This window comes from Deltaproteobacteria bacterium (assembly GCA_035063765.1).
GTDB lineage: Bacteria > Myxococcota_A > UBA9160 > UBA9160 > PR03 > CAADGG01.
On sequence record JAPSFT010000008.1, the window covers coordinates 42234 to 62981 of the forward strand.

Annotated in this window: 21 protein-coding genes; 10 read left to right on the plus strand and 11 right to left on the minus strand. The window is 74.3% G+C overall.

What is annotated here, in order from left to right; genetic code table 11:
* The first annotated feature begins 105 nt into the window (after positions 1 to 105).
* The 3 genes from OZ948_07835 to OZ948_07845 are packed head-to-tail and all read left to right on the plus strand — an operon-like array spanning position 106 to position 2123.
* A complete protein-coding gene (locus tag OZ948_07835; protein ID MEB2344633.1) occupies positions 106 to 396 on the plus strand; it encodes a type II toxin-antitoxin system prevent-host-death family antitoxin in 291 nt (96 codons plus the stop codon).
* Positions 393 to 824 carry a type II toxin-antitoxin system VapC family toxin gene (locus tag OZ948_07840; GenBank protein ID MEB2344634.1) on the plus strand — a complete coding sequence of 144 codons (432 nt, stop codon included), beginning with the start codon at positions 393 to 395 and terminating at the stop codon, positions 822 to 824. Before OZ948_07835 ends, OZ948_07840 begins: the two co-directional genes overlap by 4 nt.
* Positions 825 to 845: 21 nt before the next feature.
* Positions 846 to 2123 (plus strand): threonine/serine exporter family protein, encoded by a 1278-nt coding sequence (locus OZ948_07845; GenBank protein ID MEB2344635.1) that lies wholly within the window; start codon positions 846 to 848, stop codon positions 2121 to 2123.
* Positions 2124 to 2379: 256 nt separating this feature from the next.
* On the opposite strand, the gene arcA is transcribed toward OZ948_07845, so the two are convergent.
* Both arcA and OZ948_07855 read right to left on the minus strand, forming a co-directional pair.
* A complete protein-coding gene (gene arcA, locus OZ948_07850; protein MEB2344636.1) occupies positions 2380 to 3627 on the minus strand; it encodes an arginine deiminase in 1248 nt (415 codons plus the stop codon).
* A gap of 39 nt (positions 3628 to 3666) precedes the next feature.
* Positions 3667 to 5157, minus strand: a complete 1491-nt coding sequence (locus tag OZ948_07855) for a basic amino acid/polyamine antiporter (GenBank protein ID MEB2344637.1) — start codon at positions 5155 to 5157, stop codon at positions 3667 to 3669.
* 94 nt (positions 5158 to 5251) lie between these two features.
* Here OZ948_07855 and OZ948_07860 point away from each other — a divergent pair, with 94 nt between their 5' ends.
* Complete coding sequence (locus OZ948_07860) at positions 5252 to 5596, plus strand: hypothetical protein (GenBank protein ID MEB2344638.1); 345 nt, start codon at positions 5252 to 5254, stop codon at positions 5594 to 5596.
* A gap of 43 nt (positions 5597 to 5639) precedes the next feature.
* Here the strand turns inward: OZ948_07860 and OZ948_07865 are convergent, their stop codons facing one another.
* Complete coding sequence (locus tag OZ948_07865) at positions 5640 to 6644, minus strand: META domain-containing protein (GenBank protein MEB2344639.1); 1005 nt, start codon at positions 6642 to 6644, stop codon at positions 5640 to 5642.
* Positions 6645 to 6717: 73 nt separating this feature from the next.
* On the opposite strand from OZ948_07865, the gene OZ948_07870 reads away from it, so the two are divergent.
* Positions 6718 to 7041, plus strand: coding sequence for a cupredoxin domain-containing protein (locus tag OZ948_07870; protein MEB2344640.1), 324 nt, complete (start codon positions 6718 to 6720; stop codon positions 7039 to 7041).
* Positions 7042 to 7068: 27 nt separating this feature from the next.
* Here OZ948_07870 and OZ948_07875 read toward each other — a convergent pair whose 3' ends face one another.
* Both OZ948_07875 and OZ948_07880 read right to left on the minus strand, forming a co-directional pair.
* Positions 7069 to 8475: a GNAT family N-acetyltransferase gene (locus tag OZ948_07875; protein MEB2344641.1), complete on the minus strand. Its 1407-nt coding sequence runs from the start codon at positions 8473 to 8475 to the stop codon at positions 7069 to 7071.
* A 179-nt stretch (positions 8476 to 8654) separates the two neighbouring features.
* A complete protein-coding gene (locus OZ948_07880; protein MEB2344642.1) occupies positions 8655 to 9410 on the minus strand; it encodes a hypothetical protein in 756 nt (251 codons plus the stop codon).
* Positions 9411 to 9633: 223 nt separating this feature from the next.
* Here OZ948_07880 and OZ948_07885 point away from each other — a divergent pair, with 223 nt between their 5' ends.
* Positions 9634 to 10563 (plus strand): PEP-CTERM sorting domain-containing protein, encoded by a 930-nt coding sequence (locus OZ948_07885; GenBank protein ID MEB2344643.1) that lies wholly within the window; start codon positions 9634 to 9636, stop codon positions 10561 to 10563.
* Here OZ948_07885 and OZ948_07890 read toward each other — a convergent pair.
* The 3 genes from OZ948_07890 to OZ948_07900 all read right to left on the minus strand — a co-directional run bounded on the left by OZ948_07890 (position 10560) and on the right by OZ948_07900 (position 13888).
* Positions 10560 to 11387, minus strand: coding sequence for a hypothetical protein (locus OZ948_07890; GenBank protein MEB2344644.1), 828 nt, complete (start codon positions 11385 to 11387; stop codon positions 10560 to 10562). The genes OZ948_07885 and OZ948_07890 overlap by 4 nt on opposite strands.
* Before the next feature lie 28 nt (positions 11388 to 11415).
* Positions 11416 to 12864 carry a DnaA/Hda family protein gene (locus OZ948_07895; protein MEB2344645.1) on the minus strand — a complete coding sequence of 483 codons (1449 nt, stop codon included), beginning with the start codon at positions 12862 to 12864 and terminating at the stop codon, positions 11416 to 11418.
* A gap of 349 nt (positions 12865 to 13213) precedes the next feature.
* Positions 13214 to 13888 (minus strand): LON peptidase substrate-binding domain-containing protein, encoded by a 675-nt coding sequence (locus OZ948_07900; GenBank protein MEB2344646.1) that lies wholly within the window; start codon positions 13886 to 13888, stop codon positions 13214 to 13216.
* A 20-nt stretch (positions 13889 to 13908) separates the two neighbouring features.
* Between OZ948_07900 and OZ948_07905 the strand changes: the two genes are divergently transcribed.
* Positions 13909 to 14454 (plus strand): DUF45 domain-containing protein, encoded by a 546-nt coding sequence (locus OZ948_07905; GenBank protein ID MEB2344647.1) that lies wholly within the window; start codon positions 13909 to 13911, stop codon positions 14452 to 14454.
* A 4-nt stretch (positions 14455 to 14458) separates the two neighbouring features.
* Here OZ948_07905 and OZ948_07910 read toward each other — a convergent pair whose 3' ends face one another.
* Positions 14459 to 14674, minus strand: coding sequence for a hypothetical protein (locus tag OZ948_07910; GenBank protein MEB2344648.1), 216 nt, complete (start codon positions 14672 to 14674; stop codon positions 14459 to 14461).
* A gap of 98 nt (positions 14675 to 14772) precedes the next feature.
* Complete coding sequence (locus tag OZ948_07915) at positions 14773 to 15270, minus strand: DUF4149 domain-containing protein (protein ID MEB2344649.1); 498 nt, start codon at positions 15268 to 15270, stop codon at positions 14773 to 14775.
* A gap of 39 nt (positions 15271 to 15309) precedes the next feature.
* Here OZ948_07915 and OZ948_07920 point away from each other — a divergent pair, with 39 nt between their 5' ends.
* Together OZ948_07920 and OZ948_07925 are read left to right on the plus strand one after the other, a co-directional pair.
* Positions 15310 to 16251, plus strand: coding sequence for a YiiX/YebB-like N1pC/P60 family cysteine hydrolase (locus tag OZ948_07920; GenBank protein MEB2344650.1), 942 nt, complete (start codon positions 15310 to 15312; stop codon positions 16249 to 16251).
* Positions 16252 to 16331: 80 nt separating this feature from the next.
* Positions 16332 to 16892, plus strand: coding sequence for a hypothetical protein (locus tag OZ948_07925; GenBank protein ID MEB2344651.1), 561 nt, complete (start codon positions 16332 to 16334; stop codon positions 16890 to 16892).
* A 6-nt stretch (positions 16893 to 16898) separates the two neighbouring features.
* Here OZ948_07925 and OZ948_07930 read toward each other — a convergent pair whose 3' ends face one another.
* On the minus strand, positions 16899 to 18977 hold the full coding sequence (locus tag OZ948_07930; GenBank protein ID MEB2344652.1) for a chloride channel protein: 2079 nt from the start codon (positions 18975 to 18977) through the stop codon (positions 16899 to 16901).
* 57 nt (positions 18978 to 19034) lie between these two features.
* On the opposite strand from OZ948_07930, the gene OZ948_07935 reads away from it, so the two are divergent.
* Positions 19035 to 20726, plus strand: a complete 1692-nt coding sequence (locus tag OZ948_07935; protein ID MEB2344653.1) for a thiamine pyrophosphate-binding protein — start codon at positions 19035 to 19037, stop codon at positions 20724 to 20726.
* Positions 20727 to 20748 lie beyond the last annotated feature (22 nt).

Here is a 20748-nt window from a genome sequence, read left to right on the forward strand (position 1 = left end):
CACGAAGGCTCGCGGTTGTCCCGCGCGGTCCACCCGCAGTCCCCTCCGTTGGCGCGCGGTCGCCGGTCTTGACCCTAGTAGCTACCAGAGGCTACTTTGCTGGCGATGAAGGCCGTTGCCATCAAGGAGCTCAAGAACCGGCTCAGCGCCTATCTGCGCGAGGTGAGCAACGGCGAGGTCGTGCTGGTGACCGACCGGGGCCGGGTGGTGGCCGAGCTGCGCCAGCCGAGCACCGGCGTGGTCCTCGGCGCCCACGACCAGGCCCTGGAGCGGCTCCGCGCCGAGGGGGTGCTCGCCCCCGGCCTCCCCCAGGATCCGCGCGCCTATCGCAGCTCACCGCTCGCGCGAGCGGTTGCGAGCCGCGACCTCCTCGACGCGGAGCGCGGCGAGCGGTGACGCTCTATGTCGAGACCAGCGCCGTGCTGCGCTGGCTCTTCGCCGAGGAGCACGGGGAGGCGGTGCGATCGGCCCTCGTCGCGGCGGAGAAGGTCACCTCGTCACGGCTCGGCCTGATCGAGACCCGCCGGGTCGTCCGCCGCGCCGAACGCGAGGGGCGCATCACGGCGGCGCAGGCCGCCGACCTGCTGGCCCTCTTCGCCCAGGCCGCTTCGACCTGGGCGATCCTCGAGATCTCGGAAGAGATCGCCCGCCGCGCCGAGGAAGGCTTCCCGAGCGAGCCGGTGCGCACGCTCGACGCCATCCATCTCGCGAGCGCCCTCTTCCTCCGCCAGTCCTTTCCCGACCTCGTGATCCTGACCGCCGACGAGCGCGTGCGCGCGAACGCCGTGCTGCTCGGCTTCGTGGCGGCGAGCCTCCGCGCCTGACCCGGGGATACACTTTCCGCGATGGTGCCGGCCGATCCGCCCGACACGGGCGTCCTGCTCGAGTTCCTGTACCGGATCGGGCAGGCCTACCTCGGCTGCGGCGAGCAGACGGCGCAGGTCGAGCTGATCCTGCGCCGGATCGCCGCCGCCAACGGCGCGCGCCGGGCGCGCGTCGTGACCTTTCCGACGGCGGTCTTCATCACGCTGCACGACGGGGAGGGCGAGCGCGTCACGCTCTCCGAGGGGCCGCTCGAGCCGCTGCGGCTCGACCAGATGGCGGACGTCTACGCGCTCGGGAGCGCGGCCCAGCAGGGCGGGATCGCGCCGCGCGAGGGCCTCGAGCGGCTTGCGGAGATCCTCCAGGAGCCGCCGCGCTTCGGGCCCGCCGGGGGGTTGCTCGGCCACACGATCCTGACCGTCGGCCTCGCGATGGTGCTGGCGCCGGCGGTCGAGGGCCTCGCCGCGGCGGCCGTGCTGGGCGCGATCGTCGGCGCGCTCAAGGTCCTGAACCGCGACCGGCCGCTGCTGGCGATGCCCCTGCCGGTGGTGGCGGCAAGCCTCGTCTCGGCGTTCGTCTTCCAGGGCGCCGAGTGGGGGCTCCCCGTCGACCCCCTCCAGCTCCTGATCCCGCCGCTCGTGACCTTCCTGCCCGGCGGCATGCTGACCCTCGCGATGGTGGAGCTCGCCTACGGCGACATGGTGAGCGGCTCGACCCGGCTCGTGACCGGCTTCGTGCAGCTCCTGCTGCTCGCCTTCGGGCTCGCCGCCGGCGCCTTCATGATCGGCTACCCGGTGGACGACCTGCTCGGGCCGCCTGCCCGGCTCATCGGGCCGCCCTGGGTCGCGTGGGCGGGCGTCGTGGTGTTCGGGCTCGGCATCTACCTGCACTTCTCGGCGCCGCGCCGCTCGCTCGCCTGGATGCTGGCCGTGCTGCTGGTCGTGTTCGCGACCCAGCGCGCGGCGGCGGGCTTCGCCCCGAGCGAGGTCAGCGGCTTCTTCGGGATGCTCGTCGCGATGCCGCTCGGCTACCTGGTGCAGCTCCGCTTCCACGGCCCGCCGGCGATGGTGACCTTCCTGCCGAGCTTCTGGATCGTGGTGCCGGGCTCCCTCGGGCTGGTCAGCGTGACCCGCATGCTGAGCGACCGCGCCGCCGGGGTCGACGGGATCGTCACCGTGCTGGTCGTGCTGATCTCGGTCGCCCTCGGCACGCTGGTCGGCGCCGCGCTCTACAAGGCGCTCACCGAGAGCTTCGGCTGGTGGCAGCTCCAGATCGGCCGCGCCTTGCGGCGCAAGCGCTGACGGGGCCGTGGGCGCGGTGGCGCGTTCTCGGGACGCCGAGGCGCGGTCGGTGGGAGGGTCCCTCCTCCACTTAGCTCGCCGCGCGCGGGCGCGGCGGGGGCGAGGACGCTCGCCGACCGAGGGCGCGGCTTCGAATGCGTTCCGGAGGGACCCTCCCACCGACCGCGGTGGGACCCGGGTGGCACACGATCCTGTTCGTGAACCACGGGCATCCCCACCCGACCGCGACCTCAGCCTTCACGCCCGGCGTGTGCGTTCAGTAGTCGACCGGGTCGCGGGTGATCGGGCAGGTCATGCAGTGGCCGCCGCCGCGCCCGCGGCCGAGCTCGGCGCCGACGATCGTGATCACCTCGATGCCCTCCTTGCGGAGCAGGGTGTTCGTGTAGGTGTTGCGGTCGTAGGCGTAGACGACGCCCGGCGAGGCGCACACGAGGTTCGCGCCGCTGTCCCACTGGGTCCGCTCGCGCTGGTAGTCCGTGCCGCCCGTCTCCACCACGCGCATCTTCTTCAGCCCCAGGGCCTCCTTCACCACGTCGACGAAGGCGCCCTGGTCGGCGCGCAGCTCGACGCCGCTCGGATGGCTGCTCGGGCGGTAGGAGTAGGTGCGCGTCTGCTTCATGAACTCGGGCGCCACCAGCACGCAGTCGCGGTCGGCGAAGGTGAAGACGGTGTCGAGGTGCATCGCCGCGCGGATCTTCGGCATCGCGGCCACGATCACCCGCTCGGCCGCCTTCTTCGCGAACAGCGCCGCCGCGAGCTGGCTGATCGCCTGGCGCGAGGTCCGCTCGCTCATCCCGATCAGCACGATCCCCTTGCCGATCGGCATCACGTCGCCGCCCTCGAGCGTGGCGAGGCCGTGGTCCTTGGTCGGGTCGCCCCACCAGACGTTCACCTTGCCCGCGAAATCGGGGTGGAACTTGTAGATCGCCGTGGTGAGGATCGTCTCCTCGTGCCGCGCCGGCCAGTAGAGCGCGTTGAGGGTCACCCCGCCGTAGATCCAGCAGGTCGTGTCGCGCGTGTAGAGGGTGTTGGGCAGCGGCGGCAGCAGGTACTCGGTGGCGCCGGCCGCCTCGCGCGCGGTCTCGAGCGCCTTGCCGCCGAGCTCCTTCGGGACCTCCTGGTTCGAGAGCCCGCCGATCAGGGTCTCGGCGAGCTCGCGGTCGCCGAGCCCCTCGAGGTAGCTCCGGAGCTCGTCGATGAAGCCGAGCCCCACCTGGTTCGGCACCACCTGGTTGTCGAGGATCCACTTCTTGCCCTCCGCGACGGCGACCGTCTCGGCGAGCAGGTTGTGCATCTCGACCACGTCGACGCCGCGGTCGCGCATCTTCGTGACGAAGTCGAAGTGGTCGCGCTTGGCGTTCTCGACCCACAGCACGTCGTCGAAGAGCAGCGCGTCGCAGTTGCTGGGCGTGAGGCGCTGGTGGGCGCGGCCCGGCGCGCACACCAGCACCTTGCGCAGCTGGCCGACCTCGGAATGGACGCCGAACGCGGGGGATCCCGCCATGGGGGTTCTCCTTTCGGTAGGACCGGAGTGGGTAGCAGATCAGATCGTGATGTAGCCCGTGACGAGCCCGTGGAGCCCGACCACCGCGCCGACGACCGTGACGGCGAACAGCAGCCACTCCGCCGTCGTGAAGAGCCGCGCGTTCTGCTCGCGCCGCGTGATGACGTACAGGACCGTGCCCGGCGCGTAGATCAGGAGCCCGAGCAGCATGAACTTCATGCCCGCCGCGAAGAGCAGGAAGAGCGTGTAGCCGGTCGCCAGGATCCCGACGATGCGGTCCTTGCCGAGGCCGCCGGTGTCGCGCTCGTAGCTCTCGCGGGTCTGGACGAGCTTCCACAGGAAGGCCGCCGACAGGAAGTACGGGATCAGCGAGAGGTGGCTGCAGAGCGAGAGCGCGAAGGTGAAGGCGTCGTCGGAGAAGAGGGTCGCGAGGAGCACGACCTGCACCAGCGCCGAGCTCAGCACCAGCGCCGGCCCCGGGACGCCGTTCTCGTTCTCGCGCGCGAAGTAGCGGGGCATGTCGCCCTTCTTCGCCGCGATCGAGAGCACCTCGGCCGCCATCAGGGTCCAGGCGAGGTAGGCGCCGAGCACGGAGACGATCACGCCGGCGCCGATGAACACGGCGCCCCAGGGGCCCACCGCCGCCGCCAGCACGCCGCCCACCGAGGGCTGGGCCAGCGCCGCGAGCTCCTCGCGGGGCAGGATCCCGTAGGCCAGGATCGAGACCGAGGCGAAGAGCGCGAGCACGGCCAGGAAGCCGGTCACCGTTGCGGCGCCGACGTCCTCGCGCTTCTGCGCGAAGCGCGAGTAGTTGCTGGCGCCCTCGATGCCGAGGAACACGAACACGGTCACGAGCATGGTCGCCTTCACCTGCTCGAAGAGGCTCCCGTAGTCCCGGACGGCGGCCGTCCCGAGCGCGTAGACGTCCCCGTGCGCGTGGAGGTACTCCTGCGCCGCCGTGCTGCCGCCCCACAGGTTCGCGACGAAGACCTCGCTGTCGAGGTAGAAGATCGCCAGGACCACGAAGAGGAGCAGCGGGATCACCTTCGCGATCGTCACGATCTTGTTGATGCCCGCGGCCTCCTTCACGCCGCGCATCACCAGCAGGTGGAAGGCCCAGATGCCGACCGAGGAGAGCGCCACCGCCAGCAGCGTGTTGCCCTCGCCGAGGGCGGGCCAGGCCCCGCCGAGCGTCGACTTGATCAGGATCCAGTAGGAGACGTTGCCGACGCAGGCGCTCGCCCAGTAGCCGAGCGCGGAGAGGAAGCCCAGGTAGGGGCCGAAGCCGGCCCGCGCGTAGGCGTAGACCCCCGCGTCCAGGTCCGGCTTGCGGTTCGCGAGCGTCTGGAAGACGAAGGCCAGCATCAGCATGCCGCCGCCGGCGATCGCCCAGGCGATCAGGGCGCCGTAGACGCCGGTGGCCTGCGCGAAGTTGCGGGGGATCGAGAACACCCCGGCGCCGACCATGCCGCCGACCACCATGGCCGTGAGGGTCGGGAGCGGCAGCTTCTGGGTGGAGTCCGTCGCCATGTCGTCTCCCTGCGGCACGTGTATGATGGCGCCCGATCCGGCCCGGTCAGGCCGGATCCGACTCGGTCCGGCCCCAACGAGGAGTCCTCGAACCATGAACGCCCGCACCCGTATTAGCACCTTTGCCGCCGCCGCCACACTCCTGTGCAGCCTCGCCGTAGCGGGCGCCGCCTTCGCGCAGGCGCGCGTGCACGAGAAGGTGAACATCGCAGTCACCGGCGACATCACGGCGCTCGACCCGGCCGCGCGCACGATCACCGTCAAGAGCACGCACGACGACGGGATCGAGTACACGGTCGACGGCTCGGCCACGATCATGCGGGGCAGCCAGACGCTCGAGCTCGCCGACCTGAAGGAGGGCTGGAACGTGGTCGTCAACGGCCACCAGACCGGTGACACCCGCCTGCTCACGATGATCAAGGTCGTGAAGGCCCCCTGACCGGATCGCCAGCCAGGCGGGGACGGTCCTGCGTTCCGCTCGATCAGGGACGGACTTGCGGCTCGCTGCGAGGTCTGTCCCCAATCGAGCGGAACGCAGGAGCGTCCCCGGGCGCGAAGCGAAGGCGGCCGGTGCGGCGCTCGGGCGTGTCGTACTGGATCTCGAGCCGGCCGAACCAGAAGCCGATCCGGGTCGCGCGCTCGAGGGCGGCGAAGAAGCGCTGCTCGCGCGCGAGGACCGGCGCCGGGCAGGCGCGGCGGGTCGTGGCGAGCGGGCCGAGCTCGACGGCGTCGCGCTCGCCCGAGATCACCTCGGCCTGGAAGGTGTTGCAGCCGCCGGAGCCGGCGACCTTCGCGCCCTCGAAGCGCAGCTCGATCCCGGCGTCGGCCGGGACGGGCGTGGCCGCGTCGAGCCGGGTGAGGCGCCAGCTCGTCCCGGCGAGCTCCCGCACGCGCAGGCGCCCGCGGCGCTCGAAGCCGATCGGGCGCAGCTCGCCGTCCTCGACCTCGAAGGTCCGGCGCACGCGCTGGCTCGGACAGCAGAGCGCGTCGTTCGGGCCCGCGACCACCGCGTCGAGCACGACCCGCCCGTGATCGACCGCGAGCGCCTCCACCTCGGCGCGGTCGCCGATCGGCTGGGCCGGGAGCGCCCGCGGGCCCTCGGGCCGGTCGAGCACGGCCGCCAGGTGCAGGAAGGCGCCGCTCCCGCCCCCGGTGGTCTGGAGGAACACGAGGGCGTCGGGGCGGCCGTCGCCGTCGAGGTCGCCGTGGACGATCAGGTACGGAATGAGCGCGGCCGTCGGCCGCGTGGCCAGCCCCGGCTCGGCGGGCGGACCCGTCCAGCGGCCCCCGCGCAGCCGCACCGGGCCGCCGTCCTCGAGCAGCCCCTCGTAGGCGAGCCCGCCCAGCACGTCACGCGAGAGCGTCGCGCTCGCGAGCGCGGGCGCTCCGGCGACGAGCGCCGCGAGCACGAGCGCGCGGAGTGCCGGGCCCCGGCGGCACCATCCTCCGCTCGTGGCGAGCGCGACCTCGATCGTGAGCGCCGGCACCCGCCACCTCCCGGTTTCGGACCTATCCTACGCCTCGCCGCCGCTTTCCGCGCCGGCCCAGGAGGAACGAGTCATGCGACGGATCACCCTTCCGGGAGCCGCTGCGCTCCTCGCCCTGGCCCTCGCGCTCCCGGCCGCCGCCGCCGAGGTGAAGGTCACGGTCGGCCACAGCAGGATCGACCCGGCCCGGGTGAAGATCGCCGTCGGCGACACGGTGGTCTTCCACAACGTCGACGAGATGCCGGGCGGCCACACCGTCGCCGCCAGGGACGGCTCGTTCTCGAGCCCGCCCCTCGCGAAGGGCGAGGCCTGGAGCCACACCTTCGACAAGGCCGGGACCTACCCGATCGGGATCGAGCAGCACCCGGACGCGGTGGGCGAGATCGTCGTCGAGTGAAGGGCAGGCGGGCTTCCTGCAGGAGCCTCAGAGGAGCAGCGTCTTGCTCAGCAGCGCACGCCCGCGCGGGGCGAAGCCGCTCCGGCGGTAGAGCGCGTGTGCGGCGGGCTTGCCGTCCTCGACCTCGAGGTGGAGCGCGCGCACGCCGAGCGCCCGGGCGCCCGCCTCGACGGCGGCGAGCCCCGCCCGCCCGAGCCCGCGCCCGCGCGCGCCGTGCGTCACGTAGAGCTCGTCCACGAAGGCGTCGCGGCCCCCGAGCTCGAGGCTCCACCCGAGGGTCAGGACCGCGTAGGCCACGGCCCGGCCGTCCTGCTCGGCGAGCCAGGCCTCGCCGAGCGAAGGGTCCGCGAGCAGGCGCCCGAGCGCGCGGCGCGCGACGTCGGGGTCGAAGGCGTAGCCCTCCCCGGCGTAGAAGGCGCGCTGGAGCGCGAGCAGGCTCTCGAGGTCGCCGGGCCCGGCCGGGCGATAGGCGGGCCGCGTCCGTGCGCCCGCGCCGAGCCCGAGCCGCACGAAGAGCAGCGGGCACACGAAGAAGCCCGCGACCGACGCGGCAGCGTGTCGGAGATAGGCCAGGAGCTGCCCGAGCGCCGTCGGGCGGGGGACCCGCGAGCCGGAGAGCGCGTCGAGCCCGATCAGCACGCCCAGGATCAGCGCGATCGAGAGCGCGTAGCGCAGCAGCTTCGCGCCGGCGCCGCCGCTGCGCGGGTCGAAGCCGACGCGGCTCGCCTCGAGGGGGGCCGCGACGGCGATCCCCGTCAGGAAGCCCGCATAGGCGAGGAAGGCCGAGGGCTGCGCCGCCGGCGCCGGACCGAGGCCGCGCGTCGCGAGCCAGAGCGCGAGGCTCGCTCCGAGGGCCGTCGCGACCTGCCCGGCGTAGGGGATCGCGGCCCAGCGCGCGCCGAGCGCAGCGGCCCGGCGCAGCGCCAGGACGGCGACCACGATCCCGAGCGGCCAGCCGAGCAGGACGTCCTCGAGGTAGTGGACCCCGAGGTAGGGGCGCGAGAGGCCGATCAGGAGGATCAGCGCGACGCAGGCGGCGCGCGCGGCCCGGCTGCGCACGCTCCCGAAGAGGTACGCGTAGAAGGCCGCGGCCGCCATCGCGTGGCCCGACGGGGTGGAGAACTCGGCCGCCAGCTCGGCCGCCCGCGCGGGCGACACCGCCCAGTTCTCCAGGTAGCTGCCGTCTCCGAGGAAGGGCCGCGGGTTCGCGATCAGAGTCTTGAGCGCGTGGTCGAGCGCCGTCGCGAGGAGCGTCACGAGCGCCAGCCGGAGCGCGAGCCGCTTGTCCCAGGCGACGTAGATCGCCGTGATCAGCAGCACGTAGCCCCCGAGGTCGCCGAGGAAGGTGGCGGCCTGGAAGAGCCCCGTGAGCGGCGCGCTGCGCTGCCCGGCGAGCGTGCGCACCAGCTCCTCGCCGAAGGGGAACGCCGTCATCGCCCTCCTTGCCCGCGCCCGGCGCGCCCTACGCGCGCGGGGCTGCGATCCCCATCGACACGCAGGTGGCGGTGATCTCGCCGGCGCTGCGCTCCCGGGCGGCAGCGTACCGCCGGGAGCCCGGCGGGGCTCGGAGCCTGTGAAGGAATCGGCGACCGGGCCGACTTCTTCACAGGCTCTCAGGCGGGGGCGCGGCGGCCCGAGGCGACCCAGCGCCGGTACGCGGACGGGGGGAAGAAGGCGAGCCAGCCGGCGGCGAGCGCGACCGCGCCGCCGAGGCCCAGGACCGCGAGGGCCGCGCGCGCGGCGGCCGGGAGCGGTGCCCCCGGCGCCGGCGCCTCGAGGGCGCCCGCGGCGCGCAGCGCGAGCACGAAGAGCGGGATCGCCGCCAGGGCCCCGGTCCAGATCGACCAGAGCAGGAAGCGGTTGGCGACGAGCGGCTCGGCGAGCCCGAGGGCGACCCGCCGGCGCATGCGCCGCGCGAACCGGGCCGACTCGACGAAGAGCCACGAGAGCGCCGCGCTCCGCGCCAGCACCGCGAGGAGCCCGAGCGCGCCGGCCGGCACCGGCGCCCCGGTCGCGAGGATCGCGGCACCCGCGGCGAGGTTCGCGCCGGCGAGCCCGAGGGCGAGCCCGCCGGCCGCGAGCGATCCGGGGCGGAACGCGCGCCAGGCGAAAACGATCAGGAAGGTGACCGCGCCGCTGAGCCCCACCTGCGCGGCCAGCGCGAGCCGCCGCGCGCGCTCGGGCGCGAGGCCACCGAGCGCCGCGAGCAGCAGCAGGCCCACGCCCGCGCCGGCGCAGGCGAAGGCGAGCCCGAGCCAGCGCTCGGGCGTCTTGCCGCTGCGCCGCGCGAGGCCGAGCAGCCGGAGCCCGAGCAGGAGCAGGCCCAGGCTCAGGAGCCCGGTCGCGACCAGGCGGGCGGCGGCGGCCATGGCCCCTCTTCGCGGGATCGCCCCAACCACATGAGCCGGCCGCTCCACCTCGGAACCCCCGTTCCCACCGGTGGGAAATCCGCTTCCCAACCCTTGCGGGACAGGCATCCGGATCGGCGAAATCCTCAATGATTTCGCGCGATGTGCTCCGGCACATGGCTTGCAAAAGAGACGCGCGCCGCTCCGGCTCGGGCCGGGGACTCTTCGGGAAGGGAGATGGCGCATGCGGGTCCTATTGCTCTTCGCGAGCCTGGCGTTGCTCTTGGCAGGCCAGGCCTCGGCCTCGACGATCTCGGTTTCGATCCAGGGGGACGGCTCCTCCTGCCAGCAGGGCTTCAACGACGGCGTGGTGGCCGACGGCACCTGCTCGTCGAACGGTTCGGGCACCTACGACGACTGGGGGGCGGCCAGCTCGTCGGCCGCCGGTGGGAGTTCCCCGAACCTGGTCGGGATCGGCTCGACCTCGACCGGCCTCGCGATCGACGCGGCCGTCGCGGCTGACGACGGCGGCATCGACGTCGGGCAGGGCGGAGACCGCTGGATCAAGCGCAACGTGAGCTACACGATCCAGCTCACGGTAGACGTCGACTCGCCGGCGCAGCTCTGGACCGTGGACCTCACCCAGGCGGCGCTCGGCCTCTACGCGCTCCGGGGCGACGGGACGGCCACCGCCGTCGGGACCCAGAACAGCGGCGCCGCGCGCTTCTCCAACATCAACGTGAGCGTGAACGGGAACCCGTTCAACGTCACGGTGAGCCCGGGGAGCCGGGTCGCCAATCCGTCGAACAACAGTTCCTCGACCGGCCAGTTCAGCGGCAGCCGCAACGACCTGAGCGTGCTCTCGGGCACCGGCGACGCGGTCTTCGGCGTCACGGTGTCGTTCAGCCTCGAGGCGCTCTCGCGCGACGGCTGCACCGGGTTCATCTGCTCGAGCGCGTCCGGTGGCGAGGAGGCCGCGACCCTCTTCGGCCTCCAGAACGTGATCGACCAGGGCGTCGACGACTACGGCACCTGGGGGCGCGCGATCGCCCCGGACGGGTACAACGCGACCTGGACCCTCAACGTGCTGAACGTCCCGGAGCCGGTGACGCTGGCGCTGGTCGCGCTGGGCCTCACCGGCCTCGCCGTCAGCGGCCGGCGGGCGACCCGCTAGCGGCGTCCGAGCCAGGAGACCTGGGGCCGCTCCGGCTCCAGGTGCTCCTGGAGGACCCAGAGCGCGAGGGCAGTCGGGTGCGGATCGGAACGATCCTCCCGGCTGCCCCGCGCCCAGCCTCCGTCGGGGCGCTGCGCGGCCAGGAGTGCGTCGAGCCATTCGCTCCGCACGCGATCCCCGGCCCCGAGCAGCGAGAGCATCGCGAGCGCCTCGATCCAGACGTCCTGCCCCGCCTCGAGCTCGGCGATCGTCGCCTCGCGCTGGCCGGCGAGCTCCTCGAGGAGCGCGATCTGCTCGCGCTCCAGGTCCGCCAGCTCCGACTGCGTGCGGCAGCCGTTCTCGAGCGTCCAGCGCGTCGCCAGCGCCGCGTGCGTGAGCGCGTAGCCGCCGACCCGGGACGCCGCGCGCAGGATCTCCTCCCAGTCCGCGGGCAGCCCGAGCCGGTCGCAGTGGAGGGCGCTCGCCGAGATGCGGTCGATCGTGCTCTCGAGGGCCGCGATCTGCTCCTTGCGCACCTGCGCATGCGGGTCCCAGGCGCGCCGGTAGATCGCGGCGATCTCGCTCGCGGGGGGACCCGGCGGGGGCAGGTGGAGCGGGACCCCGCGCGCATCGGGGACGGTGAGGCCGAAGCGGCGGTGCAGGTAGTCGAAGATCGGCATCCAGCTCGGGTCGCCGCCCTTCACCCGGGTCGCGAAGTAGTGGAGCGCGCCGTCGCGGGCGTGCGCGGGCGACCGGCCCGGGCCGCAGCCCGCGACGAGCAGCACCGCCGCGATCGCGATCGCGCCCGCCGGACGGCGGCCGGGGCGCGCGGGTCCGTCCACCATCGGCGCGCAGGATATCGCGCGGGCGGGGTCAGCGCGGCGCCCGCCGCGGCCCCTTGCGCCCGCCCGCCCCGGTCTGGGCCTCGAGCTCGGCGGTGATCGCCGCGAGCCGCTCCTGGAGGGCGGGGCGAGCCGCGAGCGCGCGGCGGACCGCGTGCGCGGCGTTCGCGACGGCCGGGTGGCTGCGGCCGAAGGCGCGGCCGATGCGCTCGAGCGAGGCGTCGGTGTGGCGCGTGCACAGGAACATCGCGACCTGGCGCGGGAGCAGCACGTCCTGGCGCCGCGAGCGGGAGGCCAGCGCCGTGGCGGTGAGCCCGAAGTGCGCGGCGACGAGCTCGGCCACGCGCTCGGGCTCGAGCGCGCCGCCCGGCGGGCGCGGGGTCACCTTGCGCAGCGCCGCCTCGACGAGCGCCAGGTCGATCGGGCGGCGCAGGAGCGAGGCGCTCGCGAGCACCTGGACGAGCGCGGCCTCGAGATCGCGCACGCTGCCGCGCACGGCGTCGGCGAGGCGCTCCACGCAGGCGTCGGGGAGCCGGGCGCCCGCGGCCGCGGCGCGGGCGCGCAGGATCTCGCGGCGCAGCGCGGGATCGGGCGCCTCGATCTCGGCGCACAGGCCGCTCGCCAGCAGCGAGGCGAGGCGCGGCTCGAGCTCCGGGATGTCGAGCGGGAGCTGCTCGGCGCTGAAGAGCGCGCGGGCGCCGCGCCGGAGCAGGTGCTCGAGGGTGTGGAGCAGCTCGAGCTGGGTCTGGCGCTTGCCGCGCAGGAAGCTGACGTCCTCGAAGACGAGCAGGTCGCAGCCCTCGCGGTAGCGGCGCTTCAGCTCCTCGGTGCGCTGGGCGCGGATCGCCGCCATCAGCTCGTTCGTGAACTGCTCGGCCGAGACGTAGAGCACGCGCTCGCCGCGCCCCTGCGCCGCGTGGGCGGTCGCGCAGGCGAGATGGGTCTTCCCGGTCCCCCGCCCGCCGACGAGATAGAGCGGGCTCAGCGTGAGCTGCCGGCCCCGGGCGAGGGCCGCGCACGCCTCGCGCGCGAGCGCGTTGCCCGGGCCGACGGCGAAGCTCGCGAAGTCGTGGGGCGGAAGCCCGAGCGGGGGCGTCTCGGGGCGCGCGCGAAGCGGGACGACGCGCGGGCCGATCACGACGGGCGGCGCGGGCGCGGGAAGAGCCGTGACGGGAGCCTCCGCGCGGGTCTGCTCGCCGACCACCAGCGCGACCGCGATCGGCGCGCCGGCCGCCTCCCGCGCGTGGCGCTCGATGCGCGCGAGGTAGCGTTCGCGCACGCGCTCGAGATGGAAGGCGCTCGGACATGCGAGGCGCAGGCCGCCGCCCGCCTCGCACGCGGCGAGGGGCTCGAGCCACGCCTCGAGCGCGGCTGCCTGCGACGGCGTCTCGGCGCGCAGGCGCGCGAGCACGGCCGTCCACAGCGCGGTCGTCCGCGTGGGGACAGACGCCGCCCTTTCGACCTGAGGGGGACAGGTCATCGGTTGGATTCTCGGAGGTTTTCCGGATCGATGCGGAGGTTTTCCGCATGGGAGCCGTTCGCAGCGCGGCGGAGTAGACCATAGGGGTCGGGACCGCGCAAGAGGAGAAAGCGCCGATCGCGAGAACACGCCGACACCGGCAAGAGGCAGCCCGAAACAGCACCTCGCCGACGGAGAACCGCCGTTTGCAAACCGGAACCGGGTTTCGTTTCGAGGGGTTCCCGACCGGACGCGAGCGGCTGCGGACGTCCCGCACCCGCGCCGGGCCGGGCCCGGTCCCGCCGGTCACCGGATTCTGCGATCTCACTATTTCGCGAGATCCCTGACGATTCCTACAAAGTTCTCGATCTCAGTGCAACGTGCGGGGGGCCGTGCGAATTCCGCCGTCCTGCTCGGCCACGCGGAAGCGGAGCAGCGTCACGAGCGCCTCGCAGCGCGCGAGGATCCCCGTCGTCTCGAGCAGTCCCTGCTTCTCGGGGAGCGCCAGGTCGAGGAGCTGGCAGAGCACGTTCACGAAGCTCGCGTCGTCGATGCCGGAGAAGCGGCGCGGGTCGAGCGGCCGCGGACCGGGTGGGCCCGCGAGCCGGAGGAGCTGCGAGAGCAGGTCGATCGCGTCCGCGCGCAGCCCTTGGAGCGCGAGCCCTTCGCGCGCCTCGTCGAAGGGATCCTCGAGCGGCTCGATGCGTGCCACGCGATAGAGCCGCTCGCCCTCCCGGGGCGTCTCCTCGAGGATGCGGAAGCGCTCGGTGCCACGCAGGACGACGTCGTAGCGCCCGTCGTCGCGGCGCACCGCCTCCTCGACGACGCCCGCGCAGCCGATCGCGAAGACGGGCGGATCCCCGCTCGTCGATTCCGCGCGCTCGGGCCGTACCGCCACCATCCCGATGCGGCGCGAGCCGGCCAGCGCGTGCGCCGTCATCTGCCGGTAGCGCGGCTCGAAGACGTGGAGCGGGACGCGCGCGCGGGGGAAGAGCACGACCCCCGGCAGCGGGAAGAGCGGGATCTCCTCGGACGCGGCGGACACCGGCGCAGGGTAGCGCCGCGGTGCTTGACGCGAAGCGGCTCCGAGGAGAGACTCGCGCGCGAGGGGGGACGGCCACGGAGTCCGCGGTCGGGCTGATCGCGCGCCTCGAGCAGGACGCCAGCGCGATCGCGCGCGTGTTCGGGCTCCGCTACCGGGCGATCGAGCCGGAGCGGCCGCACGTGCGGCGCCGGCTCGGTGTCTGCTACGCCGACGGCACGATCCGGATCCGCCTCCATCACGCGCGCAGCGGCCGGCCGCTCAAGTACTCGAGCCTCGTGGACACGCTCTGCCACGAGCTCGCGCACCTGCGCCACTTCAACCACGGCCGGCGCTTCCAGGCGCTCTACCGGCGCATCCTCGAGCACGCGCGGCGCACGGGGGTCTACCGGCCGGGGCCCGATCGCGCGCCCGATCACGAGCGCGAGCGGGCACCCGGAGAAGCGCCGGAGCGCAGGTCCGTGCGCCGGCCGGCTCCCGCACGCGCGGCCGGGCTGGAACCCCTGCCCGGTGTCGCCCTGCGGACGCCCGAGCGGCCCGCCGCGCCGCAGCAGCTCGCGCTCTTCTAGCTCGCTAGCGCTCGGGGCTGGCCTCGGCCTGCTTGTCGTAGTCCTCGAGCGTGTTGGGTCCCTCGAGGATCTGCACCCGGATGGCGTCGCAGGCGATCGCCTTGTCGAGGATCTCGCGGAGGAGGCCCTCGACGGTGAGCTCGTCGTACTCGGCCAGCGCGTCCTCGAGCGCCGGGCCCGAGATCGTGAACTGGAGATTGGCCTTGATCTTGACGTCCATCGCTCTGTCGTGTGCTCTCGTCTGCCGCGCAACTCCGCGGCTTCGCTTGGAATTCTGTTCAGGAACCGCCGCAATGTACCGGACGCCCGGACGGGCGGCTACGGAATTCTCGCCTTTTTTCGCCCTTCTTCACCGAGCTCGCGCACGGCGTGGAGGATGCCGAGCAGGAGGACGCCGGCGGTCGTCGCCAGGAACAGGCCCATCGAGAGCTGGTGGAGGCGGGCGAAGCGGGCTCCCGCACCGGCGCCGGCGGCCGGGTCCGTGAGGTCGATGGCGGCCACGGCGGGCGCCACCCCGAAGTGGTTGGCGGCGCACATCGCTGCCAGCACCAGCGGCAGCGCGACGGCGAGGCGGCCGCGCCCCAGCCCGCCCCCGAGGGCCGCCAGCAGGACGCCGAGCCCCATCCCGGCGAGCTGGAGCGAGGCCAGCACGCGGCCCACCATGTGGGCCGTGAGGCGCGGGTCCGGGAGCATCGAGAAGGCCGTCGGCGCCACGACCGCTGCAAAGAGCAGGAGCGCACCGAACCAGCCCCCGATCGCCACCCAGAGCAGGGCGCCGGCGAGGACGCGGGAGCGAGCGCGGGCGGGGGTCGTCATGGCGCGCGATCTTCGGCAATCGGAGGCCGGAGGACCAGCATGGCCGAGTCGGAGTCGATCCGCGCCCGGGTGCGCCGCTGGCTGGTCGAGTGGATCATCGACTACCTGACCCGGCCGCTCGACCACTACGAGCAGCGGGTCCGGAACGACGTCGCCGCCCTGAAGGCCCACGTGCGCAAGGGCGACGTGCTGCTCGTCGAGGGCGATCAGCGCGTCTCCGCGATCATCCGCTACCTGACCCAGAGCCCCTGGTCGCACTCGGCGCTCTACATCGGCGACGAGCTGCTGCGCCGGGGCGGGGAGCAGGCGGCGCGCGCGCGGGCGCGCTTCGGGGCCGAGGCGGGGCACCTGCTGGTCGAGGCGCTGCCGCGCGGCGTCGAGGCGACGCCGCTCGCCCGGTACGTGGACCTGAACCTCCGGATCTGCCGCCCGCACGGCCTGCGCCCGGCCGACGTCGAGCGCCTGCTCGACGAGGCGGTGGCGGCGATCGGCTGGCGCTACGACCTGCAGAACGTCCTCGACCTCGCGCGCTACCTGATCCCGGTCCGGATCATCCCGGACCGCTGGCGCCTCCAGGCGCTCCACTTCGGGAGCGGCCAGCCCACCGAGGTGATCTGCTCGAGCCTGCTCGCGCGGCTCTTCTACCACGTCCGCTTCCCGATCCTCCCGACCCAGGTGGTCGCGCTGCCGGCCGAGGCAGCGCCGCCGTCGCCGGAGCCTCCCGCGCGGCCGCCGCGGCCCGGCGCGCGCGCACCCGAGCCGTTCGGGCGAGCGCTCCTGCGGCGCGCCTTCGGGCACCCGAGCCGCGAGTACACGGGGCTCTTCCGGATGCGCCACCCGACGCTCGTGACCCCGCGCGACTTCGACCTCTCGCCCTACTTCGACGTCGTGAAGTTCAACCCGCTCGCGCGCGGCGACTTCGACTACTCGCGCATGCAGTGGGCCGACGGGCCGCTCGAGCCGCGCCAGCGCGAGGGCTAGGAGCGGAGCGCCGCGCGCGGGCCGGGAGCGCAGCGCGCGGGCCGGGAGCGCCGCGCGCCCTGCGCTACCGTCGGCCGGCCATGCCGACGACCCAGCGCCTGGCCCCCCTGCTCGCCGCCGCGCTGGCGCTCGGCGCCTGCGATCGCGCCGTCGAGCCCTACGTGCCGGGCGAGGGCGTCGAGCCGCCCGACCTGAGCCGGATCTTCCCCGAAGGCGCCGAGCGCTCGGCGGAGCGCGAGGCGGCGGCGCAGGCACCCGCCGCGGCTCCTCCGGAGCGGGGCGCGCCGCCGGTCACGGCCGCCGCCGAGCCGCTCCGCGGCACGATCTCGCTGGCGCCGGACCTGGCCGGCCGGGTGCCCGCCGGGGCGATCCTGTTCCTGATCGCGCGCCGCGGCGAGAGCGGGCCGCCCCTGGCGGTCCAGCGCATCCCGGATCCCGAGCTGCCCCTCGCGTTCTCGCTCGGCCCCGACGATCGCATGATCGACCAGATGCCCTTTGCCGGCCCGCTCACCCTCTCCGCCCGCCTCGACGCCGACGGCAACGCGACGACGCGCCTGCCCGGCGATCTCCAGGGCGTCGCCGCCGGGACCTACGAGCCGGGTGCGAGCGGCATCGCGATCGTGATCGACCAGGTGCTCTGACGCCGCTCAGCCGTGGCGCCACTCGGCGCCGGCCAGGCGCTTCACGGCCTCGCCCGGGCCCGCGACCACGAGCACGTCGCCGAGCGCCACGCGCTCGTCGGGCGTGGGCACGCGCATGCTGTCGTCGGCCGGACGCCGCAGCAGGAGCACCTGCACGCCGTGGCGCGCGCGCAGGTCGATCTCGCGCAGGCTGCGGCCGGCGAAGGCGCGTGGCGCCTCGAGCTCCGCGAGCACGAAGCCGCTGCCGAGGTCGAGCGCGCCGCCGCGGTCGGCGAGCCCGACGCGGGTCGAGAGGCCGCCGGCGAGGTCGCGCTCGAGCATCTCGCGGTGGTAGGCCTCGAGCACGTCGCGCTCGTGGAGGGCGCCGATCAGCCGGCGCGGGTCGTCCTCGGCCACGACCGGCAGCGCGGACACCCGCTGCGAGGAGAGGAGCTGGAGCGCGCCGTCGAGGTCGTCGCTCTCGCGCACGCTCGCGCGGCCGGCCTCGATCAGGTCGGCGGCCACGACGACGTGCCGGAGCGCCTCCTCCTCGAAGAGCAGGCGGCGGAGCTGCGCCACCGAGACGGCCCCGCACAGGGCGCCCTCCGCGTCGACCACGAAGAACTCCGAGTGGGGGCTCCGCACCACCAGGTCGAGCACCTCCTGGAAGGGGGCGTCGGCGGGCACCCGCTCGACGTCGCGGTCCACGAGGTCGCGGACCCGCAGCGAGCGCAGCACGTTCGGGTCCTTCTCGGCGAGGAGGTCGAGGCCCCGCTCGACGAGCGGGCGGGTGTAGATCGACTCGCGCCGCAGCGTCGAGGCCACCAGGGTCGCGATCACGCACGAGATCATGAGCGGCGGGATGATCGCGATCGAGCGGGTCAGCTCGAAGATCATGATGATCGCGGTGATCGGCGCGTGGTTGGTGGCCGAGAGGACGGCTCCCATCCCGACCAGGGCGTAGGCGCCGGAGGAGGCGCTGGTGGCGGGGAAGGCCAGGTGCAGCACGCCGCCGAAGGCGCCGCCGGCCATCGCGCCCAGGAAGAGCGCCGGGGCGAAGACGCCGCCGGTGGCGCCCGAGCCGAGCGTGATCGTGGTGGCGGCGAGCTTCGCGGCGAGCAGCAGCGCCAGCATGCCGGCCCCGAGCTGGCCGGCCAGGGCGGCGTTGATCGTGCCGTAGCCGCTCCCGAAGACGTGCGGGAGCTGCGCGCCGATCGCGCCCACCAGGAGGCCCCCGAGCGCCGGCTTCAGCGGGTCGGGGAGCGGGAGGCGCCCGAAGAGACGCTCGGCCGTGTAGAGCGCCGAGCTGAAGCCCACGCCGACGAAGCCGGCGCCGATCCCGAGCGCGCCGTAGGCCAGGAGCTCCCAGGGGCTCACCAGCTCCCAGCTCGGCGCCACGAACGAGGGGTTGTCGCCGAGCACCGCGCGCGAGACGATCGTCGCCACGACCGAGGAGATCACGATCGGGGTGAGGCGCGCGGTCGCGAAGTCGAGCAGGATGACCTCGGCGGCGAAGAGCGCGCCGGCGATCGGGGCGTTGAAGGTGGCCGCGATGCCCGCGGCCGCGCCGCAGCCGACCAGCGTGCGCACCTGGCGGGCCGGCAGCCGCAGGAGCTGCCCGATCGCGGAGCCGATCGCCGAGCCGATCTGGACGATCGGGCCCTCGCGGCCCGCCGAGCCGCCCGAGCCGATCGTGAGCGCCGAGGCCAGCGTGGTGACGGCCACGACACGCGGCCGGATCACCCCGCCGCGGCGCGCCACGGCCTCCATCACCGCCGGCACCCCGTGGCCGCGCGACTCGCGCGCCAGCCAGTAGAGCAGGGGGCCCACGATCGCGCCCCCGGCGGCGGGCGCGAGGAGCCGCCGCCAGGCCGGCGCGCCCGCGCCCATCAGCTCCGGCTCGCCGGTGCCACCGGGCGCGAAGAGCATCGCGAGCGAGTCCGTAGCGCCGCCGAAGAGCAGCGCCGAGAAGCCCTGCACGAGCGCCCGCAGCCCGATCGCGCCCGCGGCGCCCGCGAGTCCACAGGCGATCGCCACCAGCACCACGAAGGCATGCTCGGCGGCGCGCTCACGGCGGCGCGTGCGCAGCGGTCGGTGCGCAGGCATCGGGGCCCGCACTCTAGCAGCCCCGAGCGGCCGGGATCCGGGCTAGCTTCGGCGCCGATGCCGGCTCCGCGCTCGACCCTGCGCCCGCGCATGGCGCTCGGCGACTTCCTGGTCGCCTATCTGCGGCGCGCCGGGGTCACGCACCTCTTCGGCCTGCCCGGCGACCTGGTGCTCGGGCTCTTCCACCGCTTCGGCCGCGAGCGCGCGCTCGACATCGTGACCTTCTCGCACGAGCCGACGGTGGGCTTCGCCGCCGACGGCTACGCGCGCAGCACGCGCCGGCTCGGCGTCCTCTGCGTCACCTACGGCGCCGGCGGCCACAACGTGCTGAACCCGGTGGCGGGTGCCTACGCCGAGCGCGTGCCGCTGCTGGTGGTCTCGGGGGGGCCCGGCGAGGCCGAGCAGAAGCTCTCGGGCATCCACCACCAGGCGAAGGACGTCGAAGGCCAGTGGCGCATGTTCCGCGAAGTGACCTGCGACGCGCGCATCCTGCGCCATCCCGAGCGCGCCGCCGAGGAGATCCACGCGGTGGTGCGGGCGATCATGGGCGAGCACCGGCCCGGCTATCTCGAGATCCACCGCGACCTGGTGGACGCGCCGATCCCGGTGCCCGAGGCGATCCGCGCCTGGCGCGGGGACTTCCCGCCGCCGGCCTCGGACCCGCGCAAGCTGGCGGAGGCGGTGGCCGACACCCGCGCGCGCCTGCGCGCCGCGCGCCGGCCGGTCCTGATCGGCGGGATCGAGACCTTCCGCGCCGGCGCCGAGCGCGACTTCCTGCGCCTCGCCGAGACGCTGCGCGCCCCGGTCGTCACCACCGTCGACGCCAAGGGCGCGTTCCCGATGGACCACCCGCTGCACATGGGCATCCACATGGGGCCCTTCAGCCCGCCGGCCACCCGGCGGCGCGTGCGCGAGGCCGACCTCGTGCTCGCGCTCGGCACCGTGCTCACCGACATGAACCTCGGCGCGAGCCGGCCCCAGGTGCGGCGCGACCGCTCGGTGTGGGCGGTGGACGGACGCGTGAACGTGTCCTTCCACACCTACACCGAGGTGACGCTCCGGGACTTCGTGGCGGCGCTCGCCCGCGAACGGCTGCCGCGCTTCCGCGAGAAGATCGCCTATCACGACCGCCTGCGGCGGCCGGGCGCCCGCGAGTCCGCGCCGCTCTCGGTCAACGACATGCTGCTCGAGCTGAACGGCTTCCTCGACGGGCACCCCGGCTACCACGTCTTCGCCGAGTCGGGCGACTCGCTCTTCGGCGGCCTCGAGCTGCGCCTGCGCGGCGACGGCCTCTACTTCTCGCAGGGCTACTACGCGTCGATGGGCTTCGCGGTGCCGGCGGCCATGGGGGCCCAGATCGGCACCGGCCGGCGCCCGCTCGTGCTGACCGGCGACGGCGCCTTCCAGATGACCGGCCCGGAGATCTCGCACGCCCCGCGGCTCGGGCTCTCGCCGGTCGTGGTGCTCGTGAACAACGGCGGCTGGCAGATCTTCCGCCCGGTGTCGCCGCGCAGGGACCTGCTCGCGATCCCGGGCTGGCCGTACGCGGAGCTGGCCCAGGCCTGGGGAGGCGTCGGCTTCCGGGCCGGCACCCGGGCCGAGCTGCGCGAGGCGCTGGCGGCCGCCCATCAGGTCCGGGAGTTCGTCCTGATCGAGTGCCGCGTGCCCCCCGACGACCTCTCGCCGATCACGAGGCGCTACATCCGGGCGAGCGCCGCGAAGGCGCGAAACCCGGCGCGCAAGGTGTAAGCTGGGCGCTCCACGGAGGCCG